This window comes from Corynebacterium sp. KPL1986 (assembly GCF_000477975.1).
Taxonomy (GTDB): domain Bacteria; phylum Actinomycetota; class Actinomycetes; order Mycobacteriales; family Mycobacteriaceae; genus Corynebacterium; species Corynebacterium accolens.
This window is the reverse complement of the sequence record NZ_KI515719.1, coordinates 1,525,865-1,552,460: the sequence shown is the minus strand read 5'-3', so window position 1 is coordinate 1,552,460 and position 26,596 is coordinate 1,525,865. Positions and strand designations below refer to the sequence as shown.

Below are 26,596 nucleotides of genomic sequence, written 5' to 3'. Positions count from 1 at the left end.
GCTAGCCTGGGAAAGTTAACGACGGTTACTTAAGGTGTGAGATGTGTTGCAGGCTGAGAAATAATTATTTTAAAATGCAAATTGCTTCTCAGTGTGGTGTACAGGTGCTGAGAATCATATCCATTAATGTAAACGTCTCTCTCACTCTAAGTAAGCCTTTTTCTCACTCGGCTTGCGTGGGTTCGTGTTGCTGAGGCGAACAGAAAGAGGAAAAGTGAACAAGTTCAAAAGTGCGTTGGTTGCAGCTGTAGCCACCGGTCTCGTTATTACCGCTCCAGGAGTAGGTGCCGTTGCCTTTGCTCAGGAAGCAGAGGTTGCGGCCGCAAACCCGGCCAACATCGAAGCGAATAAGACAGCTAAGCTGACCATCCATAAGCATGCGGCCGCCGATAATCCCGGCGAGCGTGGAAATGGGCTGGTCGATGAGACTCTTCGAGGGCAAAAGGGCCTGCAGGGCGCGAAGTTCGAATACGCCCGTGTAATCGATTATGACCTCACCACGAATGAAGGCTGGAAAAAGCTCTCCGATTCTGGATTGACCGCAGATCAAGTCACGGACGCGATGCTCGGCGAAAAGAAGGAAGTTACCACCGGGCAGGATGGATCTGTTGAGGTTTCCAACCTCCCGCTAGGCCTGTACTACGTCAAGGAAACTCAGGCTCCGCAGGGGCACAACGTTGGCGAATCCAAGGCGTTCCTGGTCACCCTGCCGATGACCAACCCGAAAGAACGCAATAAGTGGAATTATGATGTCCACGTCTACCCGAAGAACAACAAGGTAGAGGATCCGAGCAATCCAACTAAGACCGTCGCCGACGCCAATTCCAAGGCAGGTGACAAGATTTCTTATGTCGCTACCTCGCCCGTGCAGGCGTTCGATCCGCTGACCAAATTCCAAGTACGCGACTTCTTCCCCTCCACCCGATTGGAAAACGGCAATGTCGCTAGCGTCAAGATTACGGGTAACCCAAAGGCCGCTGATGGCGTCAAAGAGGTCACCCTTACGAGCAATGATGACTACACGGTGACCGTGAATCAGGAGAACGGCCACCTCGACGTCGTGCTGACTGCCTCCGGTATTGCCAAGGTAAACGAGTTTACCGCTGACAAAGACCGCAAGGTTGTCGTTGATTTGAGCTTCGATGTAAAAAAGATTGAAGGCGACGTGATCACTCCGATTGAAAACAAGATCGGCGTGACTCAGGACAACACCGGTACCCCGGGCGATGATCCGGAAGATCCAGATGAACCGGATGATGATCCTGAAAATCCGTGGCCGCGCTCCTACTACGGTGACGTAAAAATCACCAAGACCGGTGCTAACGACCAAACGCTGAATGGCGTTACCTTTGACCTTTACCGCTGTAATGGTCCCAAGGATATGGCCGCCAAGGCCTTGATCGAGAATGCAGCGACCACCGGCGAAGACGGCACAGCTGTAATCCGCGGTTTGCAGGCCAACAACTGGGTGAATAACCAGTCGTTGCCGCTTGATGAGAAGACTGATAACGATCCTCGCGAGTACCTCGCATACTGCCTGGTGGAGACCCAGACCGCTCCGGGCCACGAACTGTTGGCAGAGCCGGTTAAGTTCCAGATCCAAGCTAATAACGAGAACAAAACAGTGGAGTTGACTGCGCTCGACGTCAAGAATAACCCGTCCAATGGTGGCTTCAACCTGCCACTGACCGGTGGCAAGGGTGTGCTCTTCTTGCTGGCTGGCGGTGTGTTGTTGCTCGTTCTGGCTGGCGGTGCAACCTACGTCTTGCGTCGTCGCGAGTCCTAAGAGCAGCTTTGCTGCCCAGCAGTATTACAGCATTGCGTAGTGCGTAAACCACTCCGCGCTACGCACAGGAAGAAGGGGAAGGTCTATGACCACCATTGAGGCTCCGCCCGCGCCGAGGAAACGTGGTGCGCATCGTCAACGGCGCAAGTTGAGTAAAGTGGTGCCCCTTCTTCTAGCTGTAGCTGGGGTGTGCCTCCTGCTCTATCCCGTCGTCGGAACGCTGTGGCAAAACCACAAGCAGGCTGGCCGCGCGCAGGTATATTCTCAACAAATTACTGAGGAAACCACTCAGGAAGAACGGGACGAAGCAATCGCGCGGGCCCATGACTGGAATCGGGAAAACCAGGGGATGCCCATTCTCGATCCCTGGCTAGCCCGGATTACTGAAGATAATCCGGATTATCATAATTATCTTTCACAATTAAATATCGCCGAGGCCATGGGGCGCGTCACTATCCCGGCCATCCAGTCGGACTTGCCCATTTATCACGGCACAACCGAGGATGTGCTCAATAAAGGTATCGGGCATTTGTATGGATCCTCTCTGCCCGTCGGTGGGGAAGGTAGCCACTCCATCCTGACTGGGCATACCGGTTTGCCAGGCGCAACACTGTGGGACAACCTCAAAGACATCAAAGAAGGCGATGCAGTCTATATGGACGTCGCTGGGCAAAAGATGAAATACGAGGTTAAGGCCCTCGAGGTGGTGCTGCCGGATGAAACCTCAAAGCTCAAGCCTGAGGCCGGCAAGGATCAAATTACCTTGATTACCTGCACTCCTTATGGCATTAACTCTCACAGGCTCCTCGTTACTGCTGAGCGTGTCCCCATGGATGAAGACGAAGATGTCTTTTCCCATACCTACACGCCTTGGCAGTGGTGGATGACTGCTGCCCTAATCCTCGTGGCTCTCGTACTGCTCATTCTTTTGACAGCTTGGTGGCGGTCGCGCCGTAAGCATCAGCGCGAGGCAGCCGATGTCACCCCAGCATCGTTTACTGAGATGAGTGCAGGATCTGCACTGTCAGATTCCACAACTGATAATCAACGCCCAGGTAAGGACAATGAACGCTAGTAAAAATTGGATCCACATGTGGCGCTTTGCTGCCGTCGTGGCACTAGCGTTCGCATATCTTGCTGCGGTTCCCGGGGCATCGGCTGAGCCCACGCCTGCGCTTATTGATTCCTCGGCACGGGGGAGCATTACCGTGGTCAAGTCTGCAGGCGATCCCTTCGCTCACTTTGGTGACCCCACTCGCAATGGAGTTCCCCAGCCAGTACCACCTATCGAGGGCTTGGAATTCCAAGCCCAGAAGGTAGACGGTATTGATCTGACCACCAACGAGGGCTGGGAGGCTGCCTCCAATCTTGACCTTACGGATTTCATAGCAGACGGTCCGCGTAACGGTGATCTAGATAAGCCTCAGACTGCTACTACCAATGCCGAAGGCAAAGCGCACTTTTCGAACCTCGACCTAGGCCTTTACCTGGTGACTGAAAAATCTGGCCCAGCGCAGTCATTGGGGTTTAACGTCATTAATCCTTTCTTTGTCACTGTTCCCTCCACAGCTACAGATAGCAAGAGCTGGGATTACGACGTAACCGTGCATGCTAAAGATCAGCGCATCGCTGCTCGCAAGGCCGCTGCCAAGCGGTGCATTGAGACTGGAGAATCCGTGCAGATGGGCATTACCAGCACCCTGCCTGCACCGGACGAGAAGGATCACATTGGAAGTTTCCAGATCGCTGATCCTCTGGCCCCAGAACTTGAGTACGTTACGGACTCTGAAGAAGTATTCCTTACTAGGGCCGATATTCAATCCGAGCCGAACCAGTTGGACGCAGCGGACTTCGACGTCCGCGTGGAAGACAACGTCGCAACGCTGAACTTACACGAATCAGGGCTGAACAAAATGGCCAAGCTGCGCAGGGGTAACCCTAGTGCCACTCTGACTTGGCGTTTCCACGTTAAGGCTGGGGACACCCCGGAGAGCGGCATTGTGAAGAATAAGGCCTTTGTTCTCCCTACGGGATACCCAGACTTCGATAAAGAGACCACTCCGGGCATCCCCACTAACGAGGTGCGCATCAATATCGGCAATTGTGGGGGAGAAACTTATGTCCCACCATCAGATGTGCCATCGGTTCCGGATACCACCGTACCGAACGAACCGGGAAAGCCTGGCGGACCAGATTCGACGCCTGAGGAGCCCACGGTTCCCGTCCCAGTACCGGGACCGGGAATTCCTGGGCACCCAGAAACCTTTGAACCCGCTCCGCCTGCTCCACCTGCGGAGAAGCCTTCCAGCCTTGCCGTTACCGGCGCGAATGTCGTCTATCTCGCCATCATCGGATTCGGTCTGCTCGTGGCAGGTGGTTGGTTGTATCGCCGCGGATTAAGAGAAGGCGACAAGTAAATGGTTAGTGTGTTCTTTTCCTCCCGAAACTCCAAGCAGAAAGGCGTGGGTCCAGTGCGATTCGGACGCTCCCTTAAAGTGGCAGCAGCAGCAATGGCCGGTGCGGTAACGCTGACTTTTGCACCGCTCGCGGTAGGCCAAGATGACACAGCGGGTCACACGGCTGCGAATGATGCAGCCGAAGCTGATGCTGCAACCTCTGCGATCGATGAGCCGAAGCTTCCCGATGACAACGGTGTAGAGGACTTTGGTGCCTCCGACACCCCGCTCGCGAATCCTGCTGAGGAAGCAGGATCTGAGGAGGCCAATTCGACGGCAGATTTTGATCTTCCTGACTTCGGCGCAGGAAGCCCGGTACAGGAAGACTCCCTGGACATTGAGCAGCTCAGCGAATCTACATTCAAGCTTTCCTTGTCTACCGAGAAACTCAGCGGCGATCCGGAATATGGTGTGCCCGTGGTGACCTTGGAACGCGAAAATCCGGACATGGATGAGATAGATCCGCGCCGCGCAGAATTAAGCGGTGAGGATAAGCCTCGTGCAGTGGAGACTGCTTTTGCACCGGCTACCACTGAACGTGGCTTTGACGTTGTCTCATTTGATCTGCATGGTCTTTCTGCTGACAAAGGGGATGTTGTGTCCTTTGTCTATTCCATCGACCGAGATGAACTTAACGTTGACTCTGAGAAAAAGGTTTGGGAACTGGCGGCAGAAGGCAGCGAGAATGCCTTCGTCCTGGGACAAACTCTAAGTGAGGCGCAACCGCGCTCGGCGATGTCGCGAGCAGCAGCATCACCTAAAGCTCCGGATCTGCCCGCTCAGACAGGCACAATTGACATCGTCGGCCCCTATCCGGGCGGTGAAATGGGTATGAATAATGAAGTTTATCGAGGCCCACTCGCTGACCCCGATTTTGGGCAACAGTTTGATCAGAATCCGGGAAATTTTACTTACAACGATAAAACGTATACCTATCCAATTCGTCACCGGAACTGGTCTGCGCGTGAGTACCAAACTAAGCCTAATCGGCCTTTGCGGGGACCCAACATTCCGGGCGGAGGCTCCGGTGGTGGCCAAGATACCCCAACGTACCGCGAGAATGAGCAGGGGCGTTTCTTTTCGCGCGATCACGTTCAATACGCGTGGTCAGAAGGTGAAGCGGTCTATCGCGGAGACGAGTTCCTGCTCGGTGGAGGGGCTTCCGATGGTGTGTGGTACGGCGGCATGTATGCACTTCCTAACTACAAAACTTCGATTGATTGGGAAGCGAATTACAGGCGGACGGGCAAGCCGGGCTTCAAGCTTTTTATTGAAGACCAGCTCAATATTGATGACTCCGGCTGGTCGGTTAAAAAGCAATCGCTTGAAGGCGTAGACGGATTTAATTACATAGCGCCCGATCGGGAGCTATTGATCCGGATTAATAAGCGTGCTGGTGTCAAGGCCTTCGATATCATCTTTTTTGATCTGAAAAAGTTGATTGCTGACGGGAAATTTAACGTTAAGAGGCATGAACTGAAGGGGAATTTTAAGAAGCGCGACTATCGCGTGGGCATCTCGACCCCTGAGTGGAAACGTGTCTTTATCGGTGCTGGGACTACGGAAAACTCTAGAGCGATAATGTCAGTTAACAGCGCCAATGGATACCTCTACTCCCAGTTCTTGCCTGAGTTTGGCAGTGCCCCCAAACCCGCTCCCAAACCCATTCCCGATATTCGCAAAAAAGTCGTCCCCGCAAGCCCCCAGACATCATGGGGTGAGGAAGAAATCACTGACTCAAACGGTGAGCGGCGTACCTCGAAGTACATTGACTATCAGATCGATGTGGTCGTTCCCGCCAACGGGCCTGAAAAGACTTTTTATAAACTGCACGAGAAGCCGAATTTTGATCCAAGGATCAAAATTACCGATACGAAATTGGTTGAGGCTCAGAATAAGCGCTTGGAAGATTTCCGCTTGCTAAAGAAAGGGTCGAGCCCGTCTACGCCTAAGTTTGACATCGTGAACAGGGACGTACGCAGCACCTCTGCGCGTCCAGAACTAGGTGAGAACGATTACTTGGAAATCTGGAAAGGCCAAACCCATTCGGTCACCGTTCGCATGTATTTCGAAACAGATAGCACCCAAGCATTGGGCACGGGACAACCCTGTAGATCTGGTGATGGTCTCTACAACAAGGTCGAGCTAGAGATTGCAGGAGAAAATTCTCGTCCCGAGGCCGACGCCTGCGCAACCTACTACCAACCATCTATCACAAAGAAGGTCAAGCCACAGTCCGCGGATCAGGCGTGGGGGACCCTGGACAATGGCAAGAAGTTCATCGACTATGACATTGCCGTGACGACTCCGGCTAGTCCTAGGCACGAGTACTTTTATAAACTGATGGAAAAGCCGGATTTCGGGCCGAGTATGACGGTAGAGGATCTGCAAATCCAGGCAGTGGAAGGCAAGTCGAAGGATGAATTCCGGGTCAATAAACTGCCAGATACTGGCGGAAAGGCCACCTACGAGATTGTCAACCGAGACTCACGCACGGTTAACTATGCCTCACACTTGGGCGACCAAAACTTTCTAGAGATTTGGGACGGACAAACCCATAAAATCTCTGTCCGCGTGATATTTAGTACCTCAGTGGAATCCAAGACGGGCACAGGAAAGTGCGGCCCGGGCCAAGGGCTATATAACTCGGCCACGCTGACCGTGGCGGATCTGCCCTCGGAGTTTAAGGATGCCGATTGCGCGCCGTACGATAATGTAATCTCGTCCACAGTCGGTCTCATGAAGATGGATGAGAAGAGGAACTTCTTGCCGCTTGGCCATGATTTCGCTTTTGACATTGTCGATGATTTTGGTAACCACATTCCTTTAAATAGGGAGACTAAAGCTAACGCGGGAACCGGGGAATTTGTCATTAAAGGTACCGAAGACGGTGCTTTAGACGTCGGTAAACAGTATTATCTTGTGGAGACTAAGGCCCCCGAAGGGTTTGAGCTTCTTGCCCAGCGCGTGGGATTCAGGATTATGGAAAAGCCTGGTGGTGGCTATGAACTGAAGATAGATAATCACGACAGTCACCCGCAGGTTCTTGTCGCTAATCTAGGGAACTTCAGCCTCGGCCAAAACTCCGTGTACTTCGCCGTGTCCGATATGCGTCAGGGAGATATGCCCGAGGCCGGTGGGCGCGGCGTGGGCTGGAAACTGGGCGGTGGCCTGGTACTCCTGCTCCTAGCGGTTATTGCAAACCGTAGGCAGGCTTAACCGAAAGTTGAGCTCTCATGCTGGGGTAGAGCCTGCCGGCTACGCCATCGATAGCACCAAGATAGCTTCGATTCTTTAAGTTGCTTGGCAGGCAGTACCCGCTTTACCCAGCAGAGGAAAGGGAAGCCTCTTTAAGTAAGCGGACTCATGGCCGCGAAAAGCTGCTTTACCTTCTCGCGAGGAGACTCCTCGCGGGGGCTGTTGCTGCTGTCGTCGCCTGCATCGGCGCGCTCGGCCTCGGGGTTTGTGTTGTCCGTTTCCTCAGCTTCGTCGTCTTTGGATACGGACTTGGATCCGGTGACGACTTCTATGTCATCGGGGGAGACCTCGCCTGCGCGCAGGGCGGCCATTTCCGCGTGGTAGCGCAGGACAACGGCGATGGTGGCGGCGACTGGCACGGCGAGGAAAGCACCGACGATGCCGGCCAGGGTGGAGCCCACGGTGATGGAAAGCAAGACGATGGCCGCGTGCAGGCCCATGGCCCTGGACTGCAGGATGGGCTGGAGGACGTTGCTTTCTACCTGCTGGACAATGATGATAAGCGCCAGCGCGAGCAGCGCATTGGTGAGGCCATTGGATACCAGGGCGATGATGACGGCCAGGGCGCCGGCGGTGACCGCACCGATGATGGGGATAAAGCCCGCGAAGAAGGTAATGACCGCGATGACCAGCGCCAGTGGGACCTGGAGGGCCCAGAGGCCGAGGCCGATAAAGACGGCATCGACAAGCGCGACAATGGCCTGGGCCTGAATGAAGCCAGACAGCGTCTTCCACACGCGAGAGGTAAGTTCCGTGATGTGCCAGGCGGCGGAATTGCCGGTGTATTTGCGCAGCCAGGGCAAGAACCTATCGCCGTCTTTAATGATGAAGAAGGTGATAAAGAGCATGATGACGGTGGCTACCGCAATGGAGCTGGCCATAGAGACACCAGAAAGCACGCCGGTGGCAATCGTGGAGGCCTGGCCCTTGGCAAAGGTCACGATGTCTTGGAAGACCGATTGCAGCTGGTCCACTTCAATGTCCAGCGGGGAATCGTTGACCATCTTGGTCAGCTGCATAATGCCGGCTTCGGCCTCATTAATAAGAACCTTGGACTGCGCGGTGACCATGGGCGCCATGGCGGCAAAGATGCCGCCGAAAATAACCACCAAGCCCAAAAGCGTCGTGACCGCTGCCAGGGTGCGGGGAAAGCCTACGGACCGCAGCCAGGCGGTGACCGGATACAGCACCGTGGATACCAGGATGGCCAGGATAACCGGCAGTAGGCCCACCCAAATAAAGCGCAGCAGGAAGCCCGCCAGGCCAAGTCCTGCCGCGATGAGGATAAAGCACACCGAAATCTTGGCCATGCTGCGGAAGTCTTTCGCCAGCACGGCGGATTTATTATCGCGATCGGCGGGATCGGCGGTGGCTACCTCAGCGCCCAGCTGGGACTCATCGGGGGAGACCAGCGGCGCGGCGTAGGGGTTCTTCGCATCAGCCTTGCGGTTGGCGGCGTTTTGCTCAAGCGCCGACGGGTACTGCGGGCGCTGCGCCGAATTCTGGCCCGAGTGCTGCCCGGCGCCGTTGGGGGAATGGTTTTCTGGCGTAGTCATTCATCTACTATGCCACACCAAACCACCTAGAGATAGCGCCGGAAAAGCGGAGAAAAAGCTAGCGCCCCACCCAACTCCCAGCGGAAAGAGGAGAAGGTGGGGCGCTTAGCCGCTATACCGCGAGGGCGGCAACTGACTTATTAGTCGCGCAGGTTGCCCACGTTGCGGATGATGCCGAAGCGGTGCATGGTCACGGAGACTGCCTGCTCGAGGAGGTAAGGCATGAGCTCACGGCGGCCATCGGCAAGCACGGGCTGATCCAGCACCACGGAGTTGGAGCGCACCGCTGCCTCGTAGACGGAATCCGGCACGGTGCCCAGGGCACGCACGCGGGAGGACTCGTCATTGGCCACGGCGGCGGCGAAGGAACCATCAGAAATGGACTTCACGTCGAAGCCGAGCTCCTGCAGCTGGGCGGCAACCTCTGGGGCGGCGGAGATTTCCGTCTCGGTGCCGGTAATGCCGGAGGCCAGCACCTGGCGGGCGACATCGCGCAGCTTGTAGTCCTCGCCCACGCGGATGCGCAGCTTGGTGAGCAGCGGGCGGTAGCGGAAGCGGTTGGCCTCAGAAACCAGCGCGGTGCGGTCGTGGGTGCGGCCGAATTCCTCGAGCCACGCAATCCGGTCCAGCTCGGCGGAGCGCCAGAGCCATTCCAGATCGTCCTTGCTGAGCTCATCAGAAAGCTCATCGCGCAGGCGCTCCAGGATCTTCACGCTGGCCGGGGCGATGTCTACGTCGCGCGGCTTGAGCTCGCCATCGGTCCAGGTACCCATCTGGGCCACGTAGTTCGGGCCGCCGGCCTTCGCACCTGGGCCCATGACGGACTTCTTCCAGCCGCCGAAGGACTGCCGCTGGACAATCGCGCCGGTAATGCCGCGGTTGACGTAGGCGTTGCCCACTTCAACGTTGTCGATCCAGTACTCGATTTCCTTGTCATCCAGGGAGTGGATGCCGCCGGTCAGGCCATAGCCGGTGCTGTTTTGCCAAGCGATGGCCTCTTCCAAGGTATCGGCGTACATGATGCCGAGGATGGGACCGAAGCACTCATTCTTGTGGTACCAGGAGCCCGGCTGGACATTATCGCGAATGCCTGGGGACCACAGGGTGCCTTCTTCGTTGAGCTTCTCCGGCTTGAGCAGCCACTTCTCGCCCGGCTCCAGCTGGGTCAGGCCGCGCAGCAGCTTCTCGCTCGGCTTTTCAGCCAGTCCGTTCATCGTGGTGGTGATGTCATAGCCCGGTCCAGGCTTCAGGGTCTTGACGGAATCCAGCAGCTGCTCGCGCAAGCGCTTGGACTTGCCCGCAGCGCCAACGAAAATCACCAGCGAAGCGGCCGAACACTTCTGGCCGGAGTGGCCAAAGGCGGAGTTGTACAGGTCCTGGATGGCCAGGTCCGGGTCGGCGGCTGGGGTGATAACCAGCGCGTTCTTACCGGAGGTCTCCGCCATCAGGTTCATCTTGGGCTTCCAGGAGCGGAAGAGCGCACCGGTATCGGATGCACCGGTCAAGATGATGTTGTCCACGTCATCGTGGGAAAGCAGGGCTTTGCCTGCGTCGCCTTCATCAGTCAGCACCAGCTGGACCAGATCCGGATCCAAGCCTTCTGCCTCCAGGGCGGTGCGGAAGGCTTCAACCACCATCTTGCCGCAGTGGACCACCTGGGGAGCAGGCTTGACGATGACCGCCGAGCCCGCAGCCAAGGAGGCCGCAATGCCGCCGGTAGGAATGGCGATGGGGAAGTTCCACGGCGGGGTCACCACGGTGACGGTGTGCGGGTGGAACTCGGAGTGTGCCTCTTCCAAGAAGCGAGCCGACTGCCCGTAGTAGGTGCAGAAGTCAATGGCCTCTGAGACCTCCGGGTCAGTCTGGGTGACCGTCTTATTGGCCTCGTAAGCTGCCACGGAGATGAAGTCCCCGCGCTTGGCGGCCAGCTGGTCCGCGACGGCGTCCAGGGCAGCGGCGCGCTCTGCGGCGGGGCGCTTGCCCCATTCGGTGCCCAGTTCCTTGGCGCGAGCGACGTAGCTTTCCACGGAGGAGGGGTCGGTGACCTCCTGGACGCCGTGCTCACCAGGGTCATTTGCAAGCGCGCGCTTGGCCCAGGTGCGGTTCGGGGTAATTGCCGGGTCCGTATCTGGCTCGTTCCTGAAGCGGCCGGAATCCGGTGCCTGGCGCCCGGAATCCTCGAGGCGGTTCTGGGTGCGGCGCGATCCAGCGAAGGTATCCCAACGCTTGGCCACGGCCTTGCGGAACGTTTCTTCCTGGCTTGCCAGTGGTTCCTCGCCCGGGGCGAAGAGGGCGTAGAGGAAGTTCTGCGGCGCGGAGTTCTCCTCCAAGCGGCGCACGAGGTAGGACACGGCGACGTCGAAGTCATCCGCGTGGACCACCGGGGTGTAGAGGATCTGGCGGCCCTCGTAGACCTTGCGCACGGCTGCCTGCTGCGCCGGGGACATGCCCTGCAGCATCTCAGAATCCAGCATGTGCAGCACGCCGCGCTTTACGCCCAGCTCGTAGGCCATGGCGGCGGTGTACAGGTTGTGGCTGGCCACACCGATGCGGATGCAGTCCGCGAATTCCTCCTGCAGGATGTAATCCAGCAGGCGGTAGTAGTTAGCGTCAACGTCCAGCTTGTTGGTGTAGGTAGCCAGCGGCCAGTCGTGGACTTCGCTTTCGGCGGTCTCCATGGACAGGTTGGCGCCCTTTACAATGCGCACCTTGACCTTGGCGCCGCCTTCTGCCACGCGCTGCTTGGCAAATTCCGCGATGTCCTGGAGGGCATCGAAGGTATCGGGCAGGTAGGCCTGCAGCACGATGCCGGATTCCAGGTTCTTGAACTCCGGCTCGCTCATCAGGCTCTTGAACAGGCGCAGCGTCAGGTGGAGGTCGTGGTATTCCTCCATGTCCATGTTGATAAAGACCTGCGGGTTGCGGCGTGCGGCCTCCTGGTAGAGCGGGCGCAGGCGGTCCTTCAGGCGTTCTACGGAACTGCCGATGTCCCAGTTATTCAGCTGTGCCACCATCGAGGACGCCTTGACGGATACGTAGGTCACGCGCGGGTTCTTGATGAGCTCCAGCGTGCGGCGTGCGCGGGACTTTGCTTCTTCTTCACCGAGCACGGCCTCGCCCAGGAGGTTGAGGTTCAACTGCTCGCCGGAGGCGGCGGCTTTTTCTAGGGTGTCATTGAGTGCATCCGATTCCGCGTCCAGTACCAAGTGGCCAACCATCTTGCGCATGTATATGCGCGCTACCGGCATGACCAGGTTGGGCAGGATGGGGCCGAAGAAGCCGCCGGCGCCGACGAGCGCACCATTGATGCTGCCCAGGAAGGAAGGATCGTACTGGGAGGAAATGTCCTTCAGCGCCTTGGCCGCGACCTTGTCATCTTCCGGGCGCATGACGCGGTCCACGAAGTCCATGGTGAACCGCACACCATTGTCATCGCGCAACAGCTCCGCGAGCTGCTCGGTGGCCTTGTCCTTTTCATCTGCGGTGGAATCGAGCCAACCCTGCGCGCGCTTAATGGCGGAGGGCAGTACGGCCTCAACATCATCAGATAGTGGCGTGCGGGTGTATGCGGGAGAAGTCATGTGAAATTCAACCTCTTTTTCGAAACGTGTACTTCCAGGTTGGTGGCCAACCCACACCGCGGTGTGGCCTTTATGCTGTGACTTTTAGCGCCGGTGGCAGAAAGTGGCTGGTAAGTCTATGGAAATGAGAAAGCATGCGCGGCGTTTTAACGCCGCACACGTGGTAATGAGTGGAACACGCGGAATGCGCGCGCCGCTGCTCGGTGGTTTACACCAAGCGAATCAACAAGCCATAGTGCTATCGGTATTTGTGACCGGGGGCCTGTCGCTATGGCGGCGGACGCGTGCCAAGTTGGTGTTCAACACTCACCTGCTTTCTACGAAGTGACGATATTAAAAAAGGGTGAGCACTCTCTGTAATAAAAGTGCAAGGCCCTTTATGTTCCAGAACGGGGTATAAGTACCGGGAACGGCATAAATCCGCTGGTACGCAAGGATTTTTACCCCTTTGCTGTTAACCTGATTATAGGGGTGGAAGGAACGTGACGCTAGTCTCGTTTGCAAAATCACACTCGGGGGTAAAAACGGAAAGACTAACGTGCTGCGTACAGAGGTTTAGGGGGTAGCTGCAGTCTGGCATTGAAGGCGTGGTTTCCCCGAGATTAACCGTGTTAAAGACGGTCTGGCGAGGTCAGGGCCGTGCGGGGATGTGGGGTAAATGGGCCGAGACTGCATTTCACCCAGATCGCCGCTCATGCGAAGTTGATATGTGTTCAATCTTGTACATGAGGTACATGCTTTTCACAGCTCATGTTAATGTTCACCGCTGAATCTTAAGCATTCTCTAGCCCCTATCCATCTACTTGCCAGAGGTTTCCATGAGGACTTCCAGAAAAGCTTCCACGAAAGTAATGGCGTTGCTTACTGCTTCGCTCCTGACGGTAGGGGGAGCTGCGGTCGTAACCCCTACATCCGCTAATGCCTTCATTCCTGACAAGTCATTAACGACATCCCACGGTGATAAGCGGTGGCATGGAGTCAAAACGGCGAACATTACTTTGGACACGGATAAAACCAAGGTAAAACCTGGGGATACTGTCAATGCCCACGTTGAAGTTGAAGGTGAGGCGCCATATCCAGAGTCGGGCTCGTGGACATATGGCAAGTCTGATGTCACCGCAGTCATCTTCGTCCTACAGGTAGATCCGAAATTGACGGTACCGTCGGTGGATAAGTTGAATTTTAAGTGGGGCGATGGAAAGCAACGAACGCCGTTCAGAACAGTCCCGTACCCAGATCAGAATGCAGTGCTTCTGGAGTTTTCGGCCCGTGATCTCTCGCTTGGACCGAAGCCTTCCTTTAGCCTGGATTTCCCTGCCACAGTCAATAAGAGCGTCAAAGACGGGGAAGAGCTCGGAGTCACAGTCCAGACCGAAATGACTATCCGTCCGACACTGGACTGGACATATGGTGACTGGGAAATGCGCGATATCGGACAAGCCTGCTTCCGAGATGCTGAGGGTACGCTTACCTTTGAAAACCCAGGTCATTACGGAACCTGGATGGCCGATCTGTGGCTGGGAACCGATGTTGACCACTTCAAATTGAATGGTAAACCAGAATTTAAGGTGACGGGTCCAGATGGAAAGGATCTGACCAATACGGTCTTCCCAAGTGACGCCTATCCACAGCGCACCGTGAACCCAATTGCTAAGCCGACGATTTATACGGGTTCTGACGCTACAGATTTCAATGGTTATCGTTGGTTGAGCCGCTACCAGTGGAAGATCAATGAAGAGAATTTGGCTGGTGACGTGTGGATCCCCGAAGGCTCTACCATCCGTGTAAAGCAACGGGTGGAGTCTACTGAGTGCTCATTCAATCCCAGCCAGGACAACTTCGGTGTCAAGGTTGAAAGCCGTAATGCCCCTTTGGCTAAGCTAGATACTGCTGAGGCCGCGCTGACCGTCGATGAAAACCCAGAGGCGCCTACTCCAAGCGAGACCGAACCGAAGCCGGATACGGAAAAGGAGTCGGAGCCGTCTTCTACCTCTTCTACTCCGTCTACGGAGGCGACGACTACCTCGGATTCTCCTGAACCGTCGGAGCCAACGGAACCAACGGAGCCATCGGAACCGTCAGAGCCTTCGGAGACTACGCCCAATGAAGATGGCGAGACCACGGTAACGACCACGGAACCAGAGACCGAAGACCCTGAGCCTGAGCCCGAAGAGGATCCTGAGCCATCTTCTCCTTCGTCTACTACGTCTACGGAGGTAACGACTACCTCGGAGACTCCTGCTTCTTCGACTACGGAGACGACGACGAAGACGACTACGCCGACCTGCAAGCCATCGGAGTCTGAGTCCCCTAAGCCATCGGATCCGTCGGAGCCGTCCGAGCCATCGGAGCCTACGCCTAGCGAGAGCGGCAAGACCACAGTTCCTTCTACGGAGCCTGAGTCCGAGGACCCAGATTGCGAGCCATCGGGAAGCCCTGAGCCTACGCCTTCGTCCACCACGACGCCGACGCTGCCGCAGCCATTGCTCCCCGTGCCATTGTTGCCGCTGGGCAAGAACAAGGACGAGGATCCCAGCACGACGCCGGAAAAGCCGAAGTCGAGCGAGCCTAAGGGGACCGAGCCGCAGGAGCCTGGCAAGCAGCAGGAGACCACCCAGCCGCAGAACGGGTCGCAGTCTCATGCCGCCACCAGCACGACGGCGCCAGCCCCTGCCAAGGGTGACCACTCGCAGCGAACCACTGGCCTTGCCAATACCGGTGCATCTGTCATCGGCCTGGTGATTGCCGGAATCATGGCTATTGCAGGCGGTCTCTTCCTGGTGCGTAGGAACCGCAACGCTTAAAGCTAGTGGCAGCTACCCAGCACTGCAGGCTTTTAAGAAGCTGACTAGAAAGCGGTAAAAGCAGCGCCCTCACAACGCGTACGAAACGTTGCGAGGGCGCATTGTGCTGTGCAGGTGCCCTCTAAAGGGAAGCCCCTATTTTCCGTAGCCGGCTTTCAGTGCCTTGACGGCGAGTTCGAGGCGGGATTTAGCGTGGAATTCGCTGAGCAGGCTGGAGACGTACTTCTTGACGGTGCCAGCGGCATAGTGGGTGCTGGTGGCAATTTCCTCATTGGATTTGCCTTCGCAGACCAGGTCGAGGATGCGCTCCTGTGCCGGGGAGATATTGGGCGTTTCCGGTGCGTGGGCCGGTGTAGCGTCGCCATCGTCGGTCTGCAGCTCCGGCATCTGCTGGAAGAGGCGCGTCAAAGATTGCGGGGCGACGACCGTGCCACCGCGCACCGCCTCCCGCACCGTATCTTGGATATAGGCGGGCTTGGAGCTTTTGAGGATATAGGCTGCGGCCTTGTGGGACATGACCTCTTTGAGGGTGTCATCGTCATCCATCGCCGTCATCGCGATGAAGACTGGGGGATCCTCCAGCTTGTTGATCTCGCGCAATAATTCCGTGCCATCCATTTCTGGCATGTGAATATCGGCGATAACCGCATCGATATCGTTGGCCTTTAGCTGCTCCAGGGCGTCCTTGCCGTTTTCCGCGGTGGCGCGGACCTCCATGTCCTCGGCGGTAGCAAAGTAGTGGCCTAGGGCCTGGAGGACGAGGGGGTCGTCATCGACAAGCAGCAGCGCTGTCTTTACTCGAAGCACCATGGGGCCGGGCAGCCGAAGACGAGCTCTACGGAGGACTCGTACTTGGTGTTCTGGGGGAGATCGCCGGGCGTTAGGTCCGCACCGAACAGGGAGGTGGACATCATTAAGGGCGTGAGGATACTAGCGAGCGCGGTCTGCATAACCAATCTCCTTGTCATAAAATCTACGTCAAAATAAGCAAGGCATAGCTTAATTGAAGGGGGCGCGGGCCTGCCATGCGGCGTGGCATAATTAACGCGCCTTATGCGCCGAAGGTGGCAGGGATAGGGTGAGCTCCCAGCGCTTGTCGATGCCCCTCGTATCCAGCCTGGCATCGATAGTCGCGGCGATGCGCTGCATGGATGAAAGCCCGATGCCTGACGATGTCTCTGCCGACGTGTTCGTGGGCTTGGCTATGGGATTGCTCAGCCTCAGTTGCGTCCAGCCCCTATGAGGCCGCGCCGAAATGACAATCTCGGCACCGGGCGGCGAGTACTTCACAGCGTTCAGGCACGCCTCGGTGGTGATGGCGGCGATGGATTCGAGCACCGTGGGAGGAAATTCGGGGCAGAAATCGTGCCCGCTGATATTGACGACCGGGCGCCGGTTGAGCTTGGAGAGCCGCTCTTCCTCGCGGCTGAGCAACTGGGCAAAGCTAGTGGGTGGGGCCATCGTCCCAAGGCTGGTGCCCTCGGTCGCGCCCTCAATATTGGTGCGCAGCACCTTGGTGAGCGCGCGGACCTCGGACATGGAGGCACGCATGGCATCGCTAAGCTCAGTAAGGCGCCGGCTAAGTCCTGGATCGTTGGCATATTCCAAGCTTAGGGCTTCTAATTGCATGGTATTGACCGTCAGGCTGGAGACCACGGAATTGTGGAGGGTCTCCGCCAAGTCGGTCTGGCGGCGCTTGACATCGTTGTTCCATTCCACCATGGCCTTCTTGTAGCGCTTGGCGGAATGCGCCAGCGTGCCGCCGATAAGGGCGCTGACAGTCAAAAGCATGCCCCAGACCAGCGCGGGCGCCGGGAGGAAAACCAGCCGGTGCGTACCAGGATCGATAAGGCCGACGCCCCAAAACGCCAAGAGGAGGAAGAAGGTCTGCCACCTAGTGCCGTGAAACGCGAAGACGGCGAGGAAGACTGGGGCGAGGAAGACGCAGCTGGCATAGGGGATGCCCACCGTGAGGATGGCAGTGATCCAGATTCCCAGGAACGCCACCGTCATGGTCTTGGGGTAGCGATAAACGGAGGCGGTGATCACCGTGAGGACGAGCCCGATGATGGCCGCGGAAAGCTGATGCTCGGTTGGGGTGAGAAACGCTGCGAGCAGGGTAAGCGCTACGCACAGTGCGGCGATTAATGCTGCGGTGCGCTGGAGGGTCATCGCCGAGCGGAGGCGGTGATACAGCGGCGGGCGAGGGGCGTGGGTCACGGCGAGAAGTTCGCTTTCTAGACGCTGGGGTGAAGGTTGACGTGCGCGTCTAGTGTAAATACAAACGCATATCTGAGAAATAGGGTGCTAAAACAGTTAAACCCCTGCACCTTCTGGCTGCTTATTTGTGCAGCTTAATTGTGCAGCGAATGCTGAGTGGCACAGAAGGTGAGGGAGGTTTAGCTGGTCTTCACGAAGGAGTGTGAAACGCTACCGAGCGTTTTAAGCGTTCGAGGTTTTAAGCGTTTGCGGCGGTGGCGGTGGTGGCAGCCTCTTCGGCCGCAGCGGTGGTCTCAGTGGTGGACTCTACGCTGCCCTGGGAGGACAACCCCTCAACTACAGAGGACAGGCCCTCCGAGTTGGAGTCGGACTGAGAAATCAGCCCAATAATGCCCTTGGTGATCTTAACGACAGTATCGAAGTCAACGGCGGAGCTGAGGTGTACAAGGGTATCGAGCATTGACATTTCCTTTCATGTCGGTGGGGAAGTGAATCTACACAACAATCATTCTCTGGATAGCAACCAGTGGCTGCCGTGGTGTCCAGTATCTGCGAGTGGGTGAGGGCTGACAATCCTCTTTGTGCCCCTTTCTTTGGTAACTTTTGGCCACCTTTGGGTTACTTTTTGGGGCTCCTTGGGGGCGTTTTGGGGTGCCGCGTTGGCGATTTTGGGATCTGCGGGACTCTCTGGGGAAAGAGTTTTTCTGTGCTGTGTTATCGGGTCAGCTGGGACGTCGCGCCATCTTTGCGGCCTGCCTAGCTGGGGAAATGGGAGAATTTTTAAAAAAGTTGAGTCCGCAGGAATAACTTTGCAGGGTGGCCCGTTGTTAAGATTGAGTGACACAGGCTCAAGGTTTTGTGTAGGAGCGCTAAAGTTCTGTTAGAGTAGCGCAAGGACGCAACGAAGAGTTGAGTCACTGACAATCAACTTTATTAACTGTACTCGATAAAAAGGAGAAAGAATCATGGGACGCGCAGTAGGTATTGACCTTGGTACGACGAACTCCGTCGTTTCCGTACTGGAAGGTGGCGAGTCCACCGTTATCGCTAACTCCGAAGGCTCCCGCACCACGCCTTCCGTTGTAGCGTTTGCGAAGAACGGCGAAATCCTGGTTGGTCAGTCCGCCAAGAACCAGGCCGTGACCAACGTGGACCGCACCATCCGCTCCGTCAAGCGCCACATTGGTACTGACTGGACCGTCAACATTGATGACAAGGACTACACCTCCCAGGAGATTTCCGCTCGCACGCTGATGAAGCTGAAGCGCGATGCAGAGTCCTACTTGGGCGAGGATGTTACGGACGCCGTTATTACCGTTCCTGCATACTTCGAGGACGCACAGCGCCAGGCCACCAAGGAAGCTGGCCAGATTGCCGGCCTGAACGTCCTGCGCATCGTCAACGAGCCGACCGCGGCCGCACTTGCATACGGCCTGGAAAAGGGCGAGCAAGAGCAGACCATCCTGGTTTTCGACTTGGGCGGCGGCACCTTCGACGTGTCCCTGCTGGAAATCGGCGATGGCGTCGTTGAGGTTATGGCCACCGCAGGTGACAACACCTTGGGCGGCGATGACTGGGACCAGCGCATCGTTGACTGGTTGGTTGACCGCTTCAAGAGCTCCCAGGGTGTTGACCTGACCAAGGACAAGCGCGCCGTGCAGCGTCTGCGCGAGGCTGCAGAGAAGGCCAAGATTGAGCTGTCCTCCTCTCAGCAGGCCAACATCAACCTGCCTTACATCACCGTTGACTCCGACAAGAACCCACTGTTCTTGGACGAGACCCTGACCCGCACCGAGTTCCAGAAGATCACCCAGGATCTGCTGGACCGCACCAAGGCTCCATTCAACCAGGTCATCAAGGATGCTGACCTTTCCGTTGGCGATATCGACCACGTCGTGCTGGTCGGCGGTTCCACCCGTATGCCGGCCGTATCTGACCTGGTCAAGGAACTGACCAGCAAGGACCCGAACAAGGGCGTTAACCCGGACGAGGTCGTTGCAGTCGGTGCTGCCCTCCAGGCAGGTGTGCTGCGCGGCGAGGTTAAAGACGTGCTGCTTCTCGATGTCACCCCGCTCTCCCTCGGCATTGAAACCAAGGGCGGCGTGATGACCAAGCTCATCGAGCGCAACACCACCATCCCGACCAAGAAGTCCGAGACCTTCACCACCGCAGAAGACAACCAGCCTTCCGTGCAGATTCAGGTCTTCCAGGGTGAGCGCGAGATGGCTACCGCCAACAAGCTGTTGGGCTCCTTCGAACTCGGTGGCATTGCACCGGCGCCTCGCGGCGTGCCCCAGATTGAGGTCACCTTCGATATCGACGCCAACGGAATCGTCCACGTGACCGCCAAGGACAAGGGCACCGGCAAGGAAAACACCATCAAGATCCAGGAAGGCTCCGGCCTTTCCCAGGAAGAGATCGACCGCATGGTCAAGGACGCCGAGCAGCACGCTGAGGAAGACAAGAAGCGTCGCGAGGAGCAGGAGCTGCGCAATAACGCAGAATCCACCTCCTACCAGACCCGCAAGTTCTTGGAGGACAACGAGGACAAGGTTTCTGAGGACACCAAGACCAAGGTCACCGAGGCTGCTGACGCCGTCGACGAGGCACTGAAGGGCGATGACCTTGATGCCATCAAGTCCGCAGTAGAGAAGCTGTCCACCGAATCCCAGGAGATGGGCAAGCAGATCTACGAGGCGCAGGCTGCAGAGGGCGGCGCTGAGGGTGCTGGCGATGCCGGCGCCGCACAGGGCGACCCGAACGTGGTCGACGCTGAAGTTGTGGACGAAGACGAGAACTCCGACGACAACAAGGATGGCGACAAGTAATGACTCAGGACAGCGGAATGCCGCAAAACCCAGGCGACCCGGAAAACACGGATCCGGAGGCTACCTCGGCTGACCGCGCTGAGGCTGCCGCCGAAAAGGCCGAGGAAGCACAGGCTGCCAACGACGCGCAGGCTGATGCCTCCGAAGAAGCCAAGTTGGATCCCACCCTTGATGCTGACCTCGAAGACGCGTTGGCGGATGTCAACGCCGATGAGGTTGAGGCCGAGGCGGAGGGCGACGAGCCCACCTCCACCGGCGCTGCCACCAACGATGTGGAGGCGCAGTTGGCAGAACGCACGGAAGACCTGCAGCGTCTGAATGCGGAATACACCAACTACCGCCGCCGCACCGAGCGTGACCGCCAATCCGTTATCGAGACCGCGAAGGCAAAGGTCATTAGTGACTTGCTGCCGGTTCTTGATGACCTCGATTTGGCCAAGCAGCACGGTGACTTGGAGGGCCCGCTCAAGGCGGTTGCGGATAAGCTCCGCAAGGGCCTAGAGCAGCACAACCTCACCGCCTTTGGTGAAGAGGGCGAACCCTTCGACCCAGAGATGCACGAGGCCGTGCAGGATTTGTCCTCCGGCGATGAGCAGGTGCTTGGCACCGTGCTGCGCCAGGGCTACCGCGTAGGCGAGAGGCTGGTGCGCAACGCGCTGGTCATCATCGCGGACCCCGGTGAGGACTCCGGCAGTTCGGAAGGCACCGAACAAGCCGATTAATCCGGGAAAAGGGCGCCTTGGGAACTGACTGAATCAACTTCCCCTGGCGCCCTTTTTACTAACTACAACCGATTCTTCTTGAAAGGAGGAGATGCCCAGTGAGCGCTAAACCCGAATGGGCAGACAAAGATTATTATGCGGATCTGGGGGTCTCCTCGTCCGCAGACCAAAGCGAGATCAAGCGCGCGTACCGCAAGCTTGCCCGCGAAAACCACCCCGATACCCACCCCGATGACCCCGCGGCAGCGGACCGGTTCAAGCGGGTTGCGGAAGCATACGATGTGCTTTCCGATGCCTCCGAGCGCAAAGAATACGACCAGTTCAAGGCCATGCTGCGCAATGGCGGCGGCTTTGGACGGAACGGAGGCGCCGGCTTTCCCGGCGGGTTTCGATCCACGAACATGGGTGGACAAGGTGCGCAAGACTTCGACCTCTCGGACCTCTTCGGAGGAGCCACTGGAGGATCGTCTCAAGGCGGCGGTTTTGGGGATATCTTCGGTAGCGTTTTCAACCGCAGCGGTAGTGCTGGCCACTCAGCTAAACCGTCGCGGGGGGCCGACGTCGAAACGGAAATAACCCTCGATTTCCGCGAGGCCGCCAAGGGGACCACCATCCCGCTGGCCTTAAGCGGTAATGCGCCGTGCACCACGTGCCACGGCTCGGGTTCTTCCTCCGGCAAGACCTCAACGTGCGGGACCTGCAATGGCTCCGGGTACACCTCGGAAAACCGCGGTGCCTTCGGCTTTTCCGCCCCGTGCAAGGATTGCGATGGCACGGGCCGCCGCATCCCAGATCCATGTTCGGATTGCAACGGCACCGGAACGGTGCACCGTACCCGGAATATCACGGTCCGCATCCCCGCCGGCGTCATCGACGGCCAAAAGGTCCGCATCGCCGGCCAAGGCGAGGCTGGCCCGAACGGTACCCCGGCCGGTGACCTCTTCGTTGCGGTCACCGTTAAGCCCGACAAGGTCTTTACCCGCGATGGCGACGATATCCACATCACCGTCCCCGTCTCGTTTGCCGAGCTCGCCCTTGGTGACACCATCACGGTTCCCACCTTGGACAGCCCGGTCCGTGTGAAGATCCCCGCCGGTACCCCGGATGGTCGCACCTTGCGCGTGCGTGGGCGCGGCATTGCCAAGCGCGCCGGTAAGGCCGGCGACCTCTTGGTGAGCGTGCAGGTCACCGTGCCTTCCAAGCTCGATGCTGCGGCCTCCAGCGCCCTGCGTACCTATGCACAAGCCGAAAAGGACTCTGGCTTTAATCCCCGCGCAGGCTGGGCCGGCGCGGAGAGCAATTAAGGCAGGAGGTGCATTGCACAATGAGTACTGGAAAGGCAGAAGGCTCCGCTACTGCGGTCTACGTCATTTCCGTGGCCGCCGAGCTTTCCGGGATGCACGCCCAAACCCTGCGCACCTATGACCGCATGGGTTTGGTCTCCCCGGCCCGCACCCGGGGCGGCGGCCGCCGTTATTCGGATCGCGATATTGAACTGCTCCGCAAGATTCAGGCGCTCTCGCAAGACGATGGCGTCAATCTCGCCGGCATCAAATCCATCATCGAGCTAACCGAGGAACGCGACCAGCTCGAGGCTGAACGCGATGCGCTTGCCGATGAAGTCCGTGCCCTCCGCGACCAACTCGCCGCCGGGCAGCGCTCGGGATCGCAGCACCCCCAAGCACAACATCCCCAAGCACAGGGGCAGCACACCCGCGGCGCCCAAGGCCCGCAAGGCTCGCAGGTCTCGTTGCGTTCTCAACGCAGCGGTGAGCTCGTCCACGTCCCGCGGTCTACCTCCGTGGTGATGTGGAGCCCGCGCACCGCGCGCGACCGCAAACGCAATCGCCGAAACAACGGCGGCTAAACCGGCTAAACCGCCTAATTCGTCCTGCGGACGAGAAACCTCAACTTAAAACCCTCCATACCTTTGCCAGGACATAGCGCCCGCACAGGTATGGAGGGTTTATCTCTGTCCAAAAGTCCTTCACCTCCGCGGTTCCTCCCTCGGTGCTCTCTCTCTCGGCGCATTCGCGGGAGCCCTCTCGGTGCCCATCGGCGCCTACCCGTTCCCGCGTCCTCTCGCAGTCGCTACGCCTTCACCCCGGAAATGTCGCGCCCGCACAACCGGACTTTGGCCTGTGAAGAAATGTTAATTTCTCACCCCTATTTTGTGCGAGATGCGAAAAAGTGCATTACTATGGCCGGAAAGCAGGTGAGATACGCCACGGTAGAGCGCCTGCAGTGGTCCGAGCCATACCCGGCAAGGACCACGTCTGGCAAGAGCCACAGTCGAGATTTCTGCACGAGAGGACACCACCATCATGACTTTGTACGCAGCACCCGGAACCGAAGGGGCCATCGTCAACTACCGCGACCGCTATGACAATTACATTGGCGGTAAGTGGGTACCGCCAGTCGATGGCGAATACATGGACAACATCAGCCCCGTGACCGGCGAGGTATTTTGTCAGGTGGCCCGCGGCAAGGAAGCCGATGTCAATGCAGCCATCGACGCCGCGGAAAAGGCGTTTGCTACCTTTGGCAAGACCACGCCAGCAGAGCGCGCGCTCTTGTTGCACCGCATCGCGGACCGGATTGAAGAAAACCTCGAAAAGATTGCCGTTGCGGAGACCTGGGAAAACGGCAAGGCCGTCCGCGAGACCTTGGCCGCCGATATCCCGCTGGCCGTTGACCACTTCCGCTACTTCGCGGGCGCCATCCGCGCACAGGAGGGCCGCCTCTCCCAGATCAGCGAAGACACCGTGGCCTACCACTACCACGAGCCACTCGGCGTGGTCGGCCAGATCATCCCGTGGAACTTCCCGCTGCTCATGGCCTCCTGGAAGATTGCACCGGCCCTGGCCGCCGGTAACTGCATCGTGCTCAAGCCTGCGGAGCAAACGCCAGCATCCATCCTCTTGCTCATGGATATCATCGGCGACCTCCTCCCAGACGGCGTGCTCAATATCGTCAACGGCGTGGGCGAGGAAGCTGGAGCCGCATTGTCGGGATCGGATCGCATCGCGAAGATCGCGTTCACCGGCTCCACCCCGGTGGGCAAGCTCATCAATAAGGCCGCCGCGGACAAGGTCATCCCGGTCACCCTGGAACTCGGCGGCAAATCGCCGTCCATCTTCTTCAAAGACATCATGGATGAAGATGACTCCTACCTAGAAAAGTGCGTCGAGGGATTCGTCATGTTCGCCCTCAACCAGGGCGAGGTCTGCACCTGCCCATCGCGCGCGCTGGTCCATGAGGATATTGCTGATAAGTTCTTGGAGCTCGCCATCGAACGCGTCAAGAAGATCAAGATCGGCCACCCGTTGGATACCGAAACCATGATGGGCGCCCAGGCCTCTCAGGAGCAGATGGACAAGATCACCGAATACCTCAAGATCGGCCCAGAAGAAGGCGCGGAAACGCTCACCGGCGGCCACGTGAACAAGGTCGAGGGCCTCGAAAACGGCTACTACATCGAGCCCACGGTCTTTAAGGGCAGCAACGAGATGCGCATCTTCCAGGAGGAGATCTTCGGGCCAGTGCTCTCTGTGGCGACCTTCAAGGATTACGACGAGGCCATCGAGATCGCGAATACCACCAACTTCGGCCTCGGCGCCGGCGTATGGTCGCGCCAACAAAACATCTGCTACCGCGCCGGGCGCGATATTCAGGCCGGCCGCGTGTGGGTCAACCACTACCACGACTACCCAGCACACAGCGCCTTCGGCGGCTACAAGGAATCCGGCCTGGGCCGCGAGAACCACTTGATGATGCTCGGCCACTACCAGGAAACCAAGAACATGCTGGTCTCGTACTCCGACGTCCCCGCAGGACTCTTCTAAACCCGCCCCACGCTCCCACGCCCCCGCGCTGCCCAGCCCAACGCTAATCCGGCCTGGGTTCCGGGGCGGCCACCGTGCCCAAACCGCGCAGGAACTGCGGGTCCTCCCAATAAGACCCGTGGTCCCCGGGTAGGCCATCCGCGCCGGGCAGGGGAGTGGCACCAAAGGACTGGGTGGTGGGATCCGGGCCGTGGATCCCGCTAAGTGGCCCCGTCGCGATAGCGATGGGGTCATTGTCATTGGTCGCCGCCCACACGGTGCCGTGCAGCTCGCCGGCATGCTGGGCACTAGTACCGGGGCTTCCCACGAGCACAATATCGGAGGCGATGTCCTCCTCGCGCGCCGCGTATCCGGTCACGACGGAGCCATAGGAATAGCCCACCACCGTTCGTTTCGCACCTGGATACCGCTTGCCGATGCCCCGCTGAAACCGCACCAGCTCCTGCCCCGCCGCCCGCGCGGGATCGGCGTGCACGGCGCGCGGCAAACTCGACGGCGCCTGGTAACCCAACCACACGGCGGCAGGACCACCACTCGCCTTAGCAATATTGCGGCCACGGTCCACGGCGCGCTGCCAGGTGGTGGGGTCGGAGGAATGCACGCCTTCGACAAACGTGGTCACGGACGCAGGCTCCGTGCGAAAGCCCTCAGGATCCACCAGTGCTACCAACCGGCCAGGGCTAGTTTCCACGATGCGCATATCGGGATTATCCGCGGCCAGCTGCGCCACGCGGTCGCTGGCCTGGGCGAGGTTAATCTCGTGGATGGTATCGAGGGGAAGATCGGCAAAATCCTCCAGCCGCTTAGGCGGTTCCGCCCCGGCGGGCGTGCAGAGGGCGTCGATTTCTTGGGAACAGAGCCAATCGAGGGCATCGCCAAGCGCGCGCACCTCCCGCAGTTGCACGGCACCGGCTAGCGCGGCGGGCCCAGAAAGCTCGTCGACCTTGCCCAAAAAGGAAATGATCCGCGCCTCCACCTCCTCGCGCCAGGCCTGCAGGTCCGCATGCCGGTCGAGTACCTCGATGACCCGCTCCATCTGCCCAAGGGGGCTACTCAGCCACTCGGTGGCCTCGGCTAAACCGGAGCGCGCCGCCACACCCGCGGGCCCACCCAGCGATAGCGACCGCCAATCGTGGTGCGAGTCCAGGTAGTGAGTGTGCAGGCCAGCGCGGTCCGCGGCCAGCTGCGCGGCGCTGTGGCGCAGGGCAGTCGATAAATTCATCGCGCCCTCCCCAAGTTCGCAGCCAGTGAGGAATCGAGCGCGCGGGCGCGATCCAGAAAGTCGTGGAGGCTGCGCAGGTGCTGGGAAACGGTGGCATCGCTAAGCTGCTGCGTCTCAGACCATTGCGCCACCGCGCGCTGGAGGGAAGCGGACGTCCGAGAGGCCACGCTTAAGTGCGCCCCCGGCAACGCCGCCGCCGGCCGCGCCCTCAACGTGCGTACATGTGCGGGAAGGTGTTCAGGAATATCTACATAACTCATGCCCTTAAGCGTGGCCGCTGCGGGCTGTGGCCGCGAGGGCAAAACCGCCAACCTGTGG

Annotated in this window: 18 protein-coding genes; 10 read left to right on the top strand and 8 right to left on the bottom strand. The window is 58.4% G+C overall.

The features are described 5' to 3' along the window. Window positions 1-214: 214 nt before the first annotated feature. From HMPREF1287_RS07175 to HMPREF1287_RS07160, 4 genes are all read left to right on the top strand, one after another. Complete coding sequence (locus HMPREF1287_RS07175) at window positions 215-1,786, top strand: SpaH/EbpB family LPXTG-anchored major pilin (RefSeq protein ID WP_023018054.1); 1,572 nt, start codon at window positions 215-217, stop codon at window positions 1,784-1,786. Window positions 1,787-1,871: 85 nt separating this feature from the next. Next, the gene (locus HMPREF1287_RS07170; RefSeq protein ID WP_023018053.1) at window positions 1,872-2,861 is read left to right on the top strand and encodes a class C sortase; all 990 of its coding nucleotides are present in this window, start codon (window positions 1,872-1,874) and stop codon (window positions 2,859-2,861) included. Then, window positions 2,851-4,203: a SpaH/EbpB family LPXTG-anchored major pilin gene (locus HMPREF1287_RS07165; protein ID WP_023018052.1), complete on the top strand. Its 1,353-nt coding sequence runs from the start codon at window positions 2,851-2,853 to the stop codon at window positions 4,201-4,203. Before HMPREF1287_RS07170 ends, HMPREF1287_RS07165 begins: the two co-directional genes overlap by 11 nt. Window positions 4,204-4,281: 78 nt before the next feature. Beyond that, complete coding sequence (locus HMPREF1287_RS07160; protein ID WP_156905668.1) at window positions 4,282-7,461, top strand: hypothetical protein; 3,180 nt, start codon at window positions 4,282-4,284, stop codon at window positions 7,459-7,461. A 131-nt stretch (window positions 7,462-7,592) separates the two neighbouring features. Here HMPREF1287_RS07160 and HMPREF1287_RS07155 read toward each other — a convergent pair whose 3' ends face one another. Both HMPREF1287_RS07155 and HMPREF1287_RS07150 read right to left on the bottom strand, forming a co-directional pair. Further along, complete coding sequence (locus HMPREF1287_RS07155; protein WP_023018050.1) at window positions 7,593-9,056, bottom strand: AI-2E family transporter; 1,464 nt, start codon at window positions 9,054-9,056, stop codon at window positions 7,593-7,595. Window positions 9,057-9,196: 140 nt separating this feature from the next. Next, on the bottom strand, window positions 9,197-12,637 hold the full coding sequence (locus HMPREF1287_RS07150) for a bifunctional proline dehydrogenase/L-glutamate gamma-semialdehyde dehydrogenase (protein WP_023018049.1): 3,441 nt from the start codon (window positions 12,635-12,637) through the stop codon (window positions 9,197-9,199). 998 nt (window positions 12,638-13,635) lie between these two features. Between HMPREF1287_RS07150 and HMPREF1287_RS07145 the strand changes: the two genes are divergently transcribed. After that, complete coding sequence (locus HMPREF1287_RS07145; protein ID WP_232218834.1) at window positions 13,636-15,441, top strand: LPXTG cell wall anchor domain-containing protein; 1,806 nt, start codon at window positions 13,636-13,638, stop codon at window positions 15,439-15,441. A gap of 135 nt (window positions 15,442-15,576) precedes the next feature. Here the strand turns inward: HMPREF1287_RS07145 and HMPREF1287_RS07140 are convergent, their stop codons facing one another. The 4 genes from HMPREF1287_RS07140 to HMPREF1287_RS07130 form a co-directional block, all read right to left on the bottom strand. Further along, on the bottom strand, window positions 15,577-16,251 hold the full coding sequence (locus tag HMPREF1287_RS07140; RefSeq protein WP_023018047.1) for a response regulator transcription factor: 675 nt from the start codon (window positions 16,249-16,251) through the stop codon (window positions 15,577-15,579). Next, window positions 16,236-16,391, bottom strand: coding sequence for a hypothetical protein (locus HMPREF1287_RS12585; protein WP_023018046.1), 156 nt, complete (start codon window positions 16,389-16,391; stop codon window positions 16,236-16,238). The genes HMPREF1287_RS07140 and HMPREF1287_RS12585 overlap by 16 nt, the downstream gene beginning before the upstream one ends. Before the next feature lie 91 nt (window positions 16,392-16,482). Continuing rightward, window positions 16,483-17,661, bottom strand: a complete 1,179-nt coding sequence (locus HMPREF1287_RS07135) for a histidine kinase (RefSeq protein ID WP_023018045.1) — start codon at window positions 17,659-17,661, stop codon at window positions 16,483-16,485. Window positions 17,662-17,899: 238 nt separating this feature from the next. Then, on the bottom strand, window positions 17,900-18,121 hold the full coding sequence (locus tag HMPREF1287_RS07130; protein WP_023018044.1) for a hypothetical protein: 222 nt from the start codon (window positions 18,119-18,121) through the stop codon (window positions 17,900-17,902). A gap of 505 nt (window positions 18,122-18,626) precedes the next feature. On the opposite strand from HMPREF1287_RS07130, the gene dnaK reads away from it, so the two are divergent. From dnaK to HMPREF1287_RS07105, 5 genes are all read left to right on the top strand, one after another. Further along, a complete protein-coding gene (gene dnaK, locus HMPREF1287_RS07125) occupies window positions 18,627-20,489 on the top strand; it encodes a molecular chaperone DnaK (protein WP_005279388.1) in 1,863 nt (620 codons plus the stop codon). Further along, window positions 20,489-21,211: a nucleotide exchange factor GrpE gene (gene grpE, locus HMPREF1287_RS07120; protein ID WP_005279390.1), complete on the top strand. Its 723-nt coding sequence runs from the start codon at window positions 20,489-20,491 to the stop codon at window positions 21,209-21,211. The genes dnaK and grpE overlap by 1 nt, the downstream gene beginning before the upstream one ends. A gap of 98 nt (window positions 21,212-21,309) precedes the next feature. After that, window positions 21,310-22,515 carry a molecular chaperone DnaJ gene (dnaJ, locus tag HMPREF1287_RS07115; protein ID WP_005279391.1) on the top strand — a complete coding sequence of 402 codons (1,206 nt, stop codon included), beginning with the start codon at window positions 21,310-21,312 and terminating at the stop codon, window positions 22,513-22,515. A 20-nt stretch (window positions 22,516-22,535) separates the two neighbouring features. Then, complete coding sequence (locus HMPREF1287_RS07110) at window positions 22,536-23,078, top strand: heat shock protein transcriptional repressor HspR (protein WP_005279393.1); 543 nt, start codon at window positions 22,536-22,538, stop codon at window positions 23,076-23,078. A gap of 457 nt (window positions 23,079-23,535) precedes the next feature. Then, a complete protein-coding gene (locus tag HMPREF1287_RS07105; protein ID WP_023018042.1) occupies window positions 23,536-25,056 on the top strand; it encodes an aldehyde dehydrogenase family protein in 1,521 nt (506 codons plus the stop codon). Between the two features lie 43 nt (window positions 25,057-25,099). On the opposite strand, the gene HMPREF1287_RS07100 is transcribed toward HMPREF1287_RS07105, so the two are convergent. Together HMPREF1287_RS07100 and HMPREF1287_RS12150 are read right to left on the bottom strand one after the other, a co-directional pair. Then, the gene (locus HMPREF1287_RS07100; protein ID WP_023018041.1) at window positions 25,100-26,278 is read right to left on the bottom strand and encodes an alpha/beta hydrolase; all 1,179 of its coding nucleotides are present in this window, start codon (window positions 26,276-26,278) and stop codon (window positions 25,100-25,102) included. After that, the gene (locus HMPREF1287_RS12150; protein ID WP_232218832.1) at window positions 26,275-26,538 is read right to left on the bottom strand and encodes a hypothetical protein; all 264 of its coding nucleotides are present in this window, start codon (window positions 26,536-26,538) and stop codon (window positions 26,275-26,277) included. Before HMPREF1287_RS12150 ends, HMPREF1287_RS07100 begins: the two co-directional genes overlap by 4 nt. Window positions 26,539-26,596: the final 58 nt, after the last annotated feature.

Bases quoted from the DNA above. Each gene is read 5' to 3' on its own strand.
- HMPREF1287_RS07170 (WP_023018053.1), top strand. From the start codon at position 1,872: ATGACCACCATTGAGGCTCCGCCCGCGCCGAGGAAACGTGGTGCGCAT.
- HMPREF1287_RS07165 (WP_023018052.1), top strand. From the start codon at position 2,851: ATGAACGCTAGTAAAAATTGGATCCACATGTGGCGCTTTGCTGCCGTC.
- HMPREF1287_RS07155 (WP_023018050.1), bottom strand. From the start codon at position 9,056: ATGACTACGCCAGAAAACCATTCCCCCAACGGCGCCGGGCAGCACTCG.
- HMPREF1287_RS07150 (WP_023018049.1), bottom strand. From the start codon at position 12,637: ATGACTTCTCCCGCATACACCCGCACGCCACTATCTGATGATGTTGAG.
- HMPREF1287_RS07140 (WP_023018047.1), bottom strand. From the start codon at position 16,251: ATGGTGCTTCGAGTAAAGACAGCGCTGCTGCTTGTCGATGACGACCCC.
- HMPREF1287_RS12585 (WP_023018046.1), bottom strand. From the start codon at position 16,391: ATGCAGACCGCGCTCGCTAGTATCCTCACGCCCTTAATGATGTCCACC.
- HMPREF1287_RS07130 (WP_023018044.1), bottom strand. From the start codon at position 18,121: ATGCTCGATACCCTTGTACACCTCAGCTCCGCCGTTGACTTCGATACT.
- dnaK (WP_005279388.1), top strand. From the start codon at position 18,627: ATGGGACGCGCAGTAGGTATTGACCTTGGTACGACGAACTCCGTCGTT.
- grpE (WP_005279390.1), top strand. From the start codon at position 20,489: ATGACTCAGGACAGCGGAATGCCGCAAAACCCAGGCGACCCGGAAAAC.
- HMPREF1287_RS07110 (WP_005279393.1), top strand. From the start codon at position 22,536: ATGAGTACTGGAAAGGCAGAAGGCTCCGCTACTGCGGTCTACGTCATT.
- HMPREF1287_RS07105 (WP_023018042.1), top strand. From the start codon at position 23,536: ATGACTTTGTACGCAGCACCCGGAACCGAAGGGGCCATCGTCAACTAC.
- HMPREF1287_RS07100 (WP_023018041.1), bottom strand. From the start codon at position 26,278: ATGAATTTATCGACTGCCCTGCGCCACAGCGCCGCGCAGCTGGCCGCG.
- HMPREF1287_RS12150 (WP_232218832.1), bottom strand. From the start codon at position 26,538: ATGAGTTATGTAGATATTCCTGAACACCTTCCCGCACATGTACGCACG.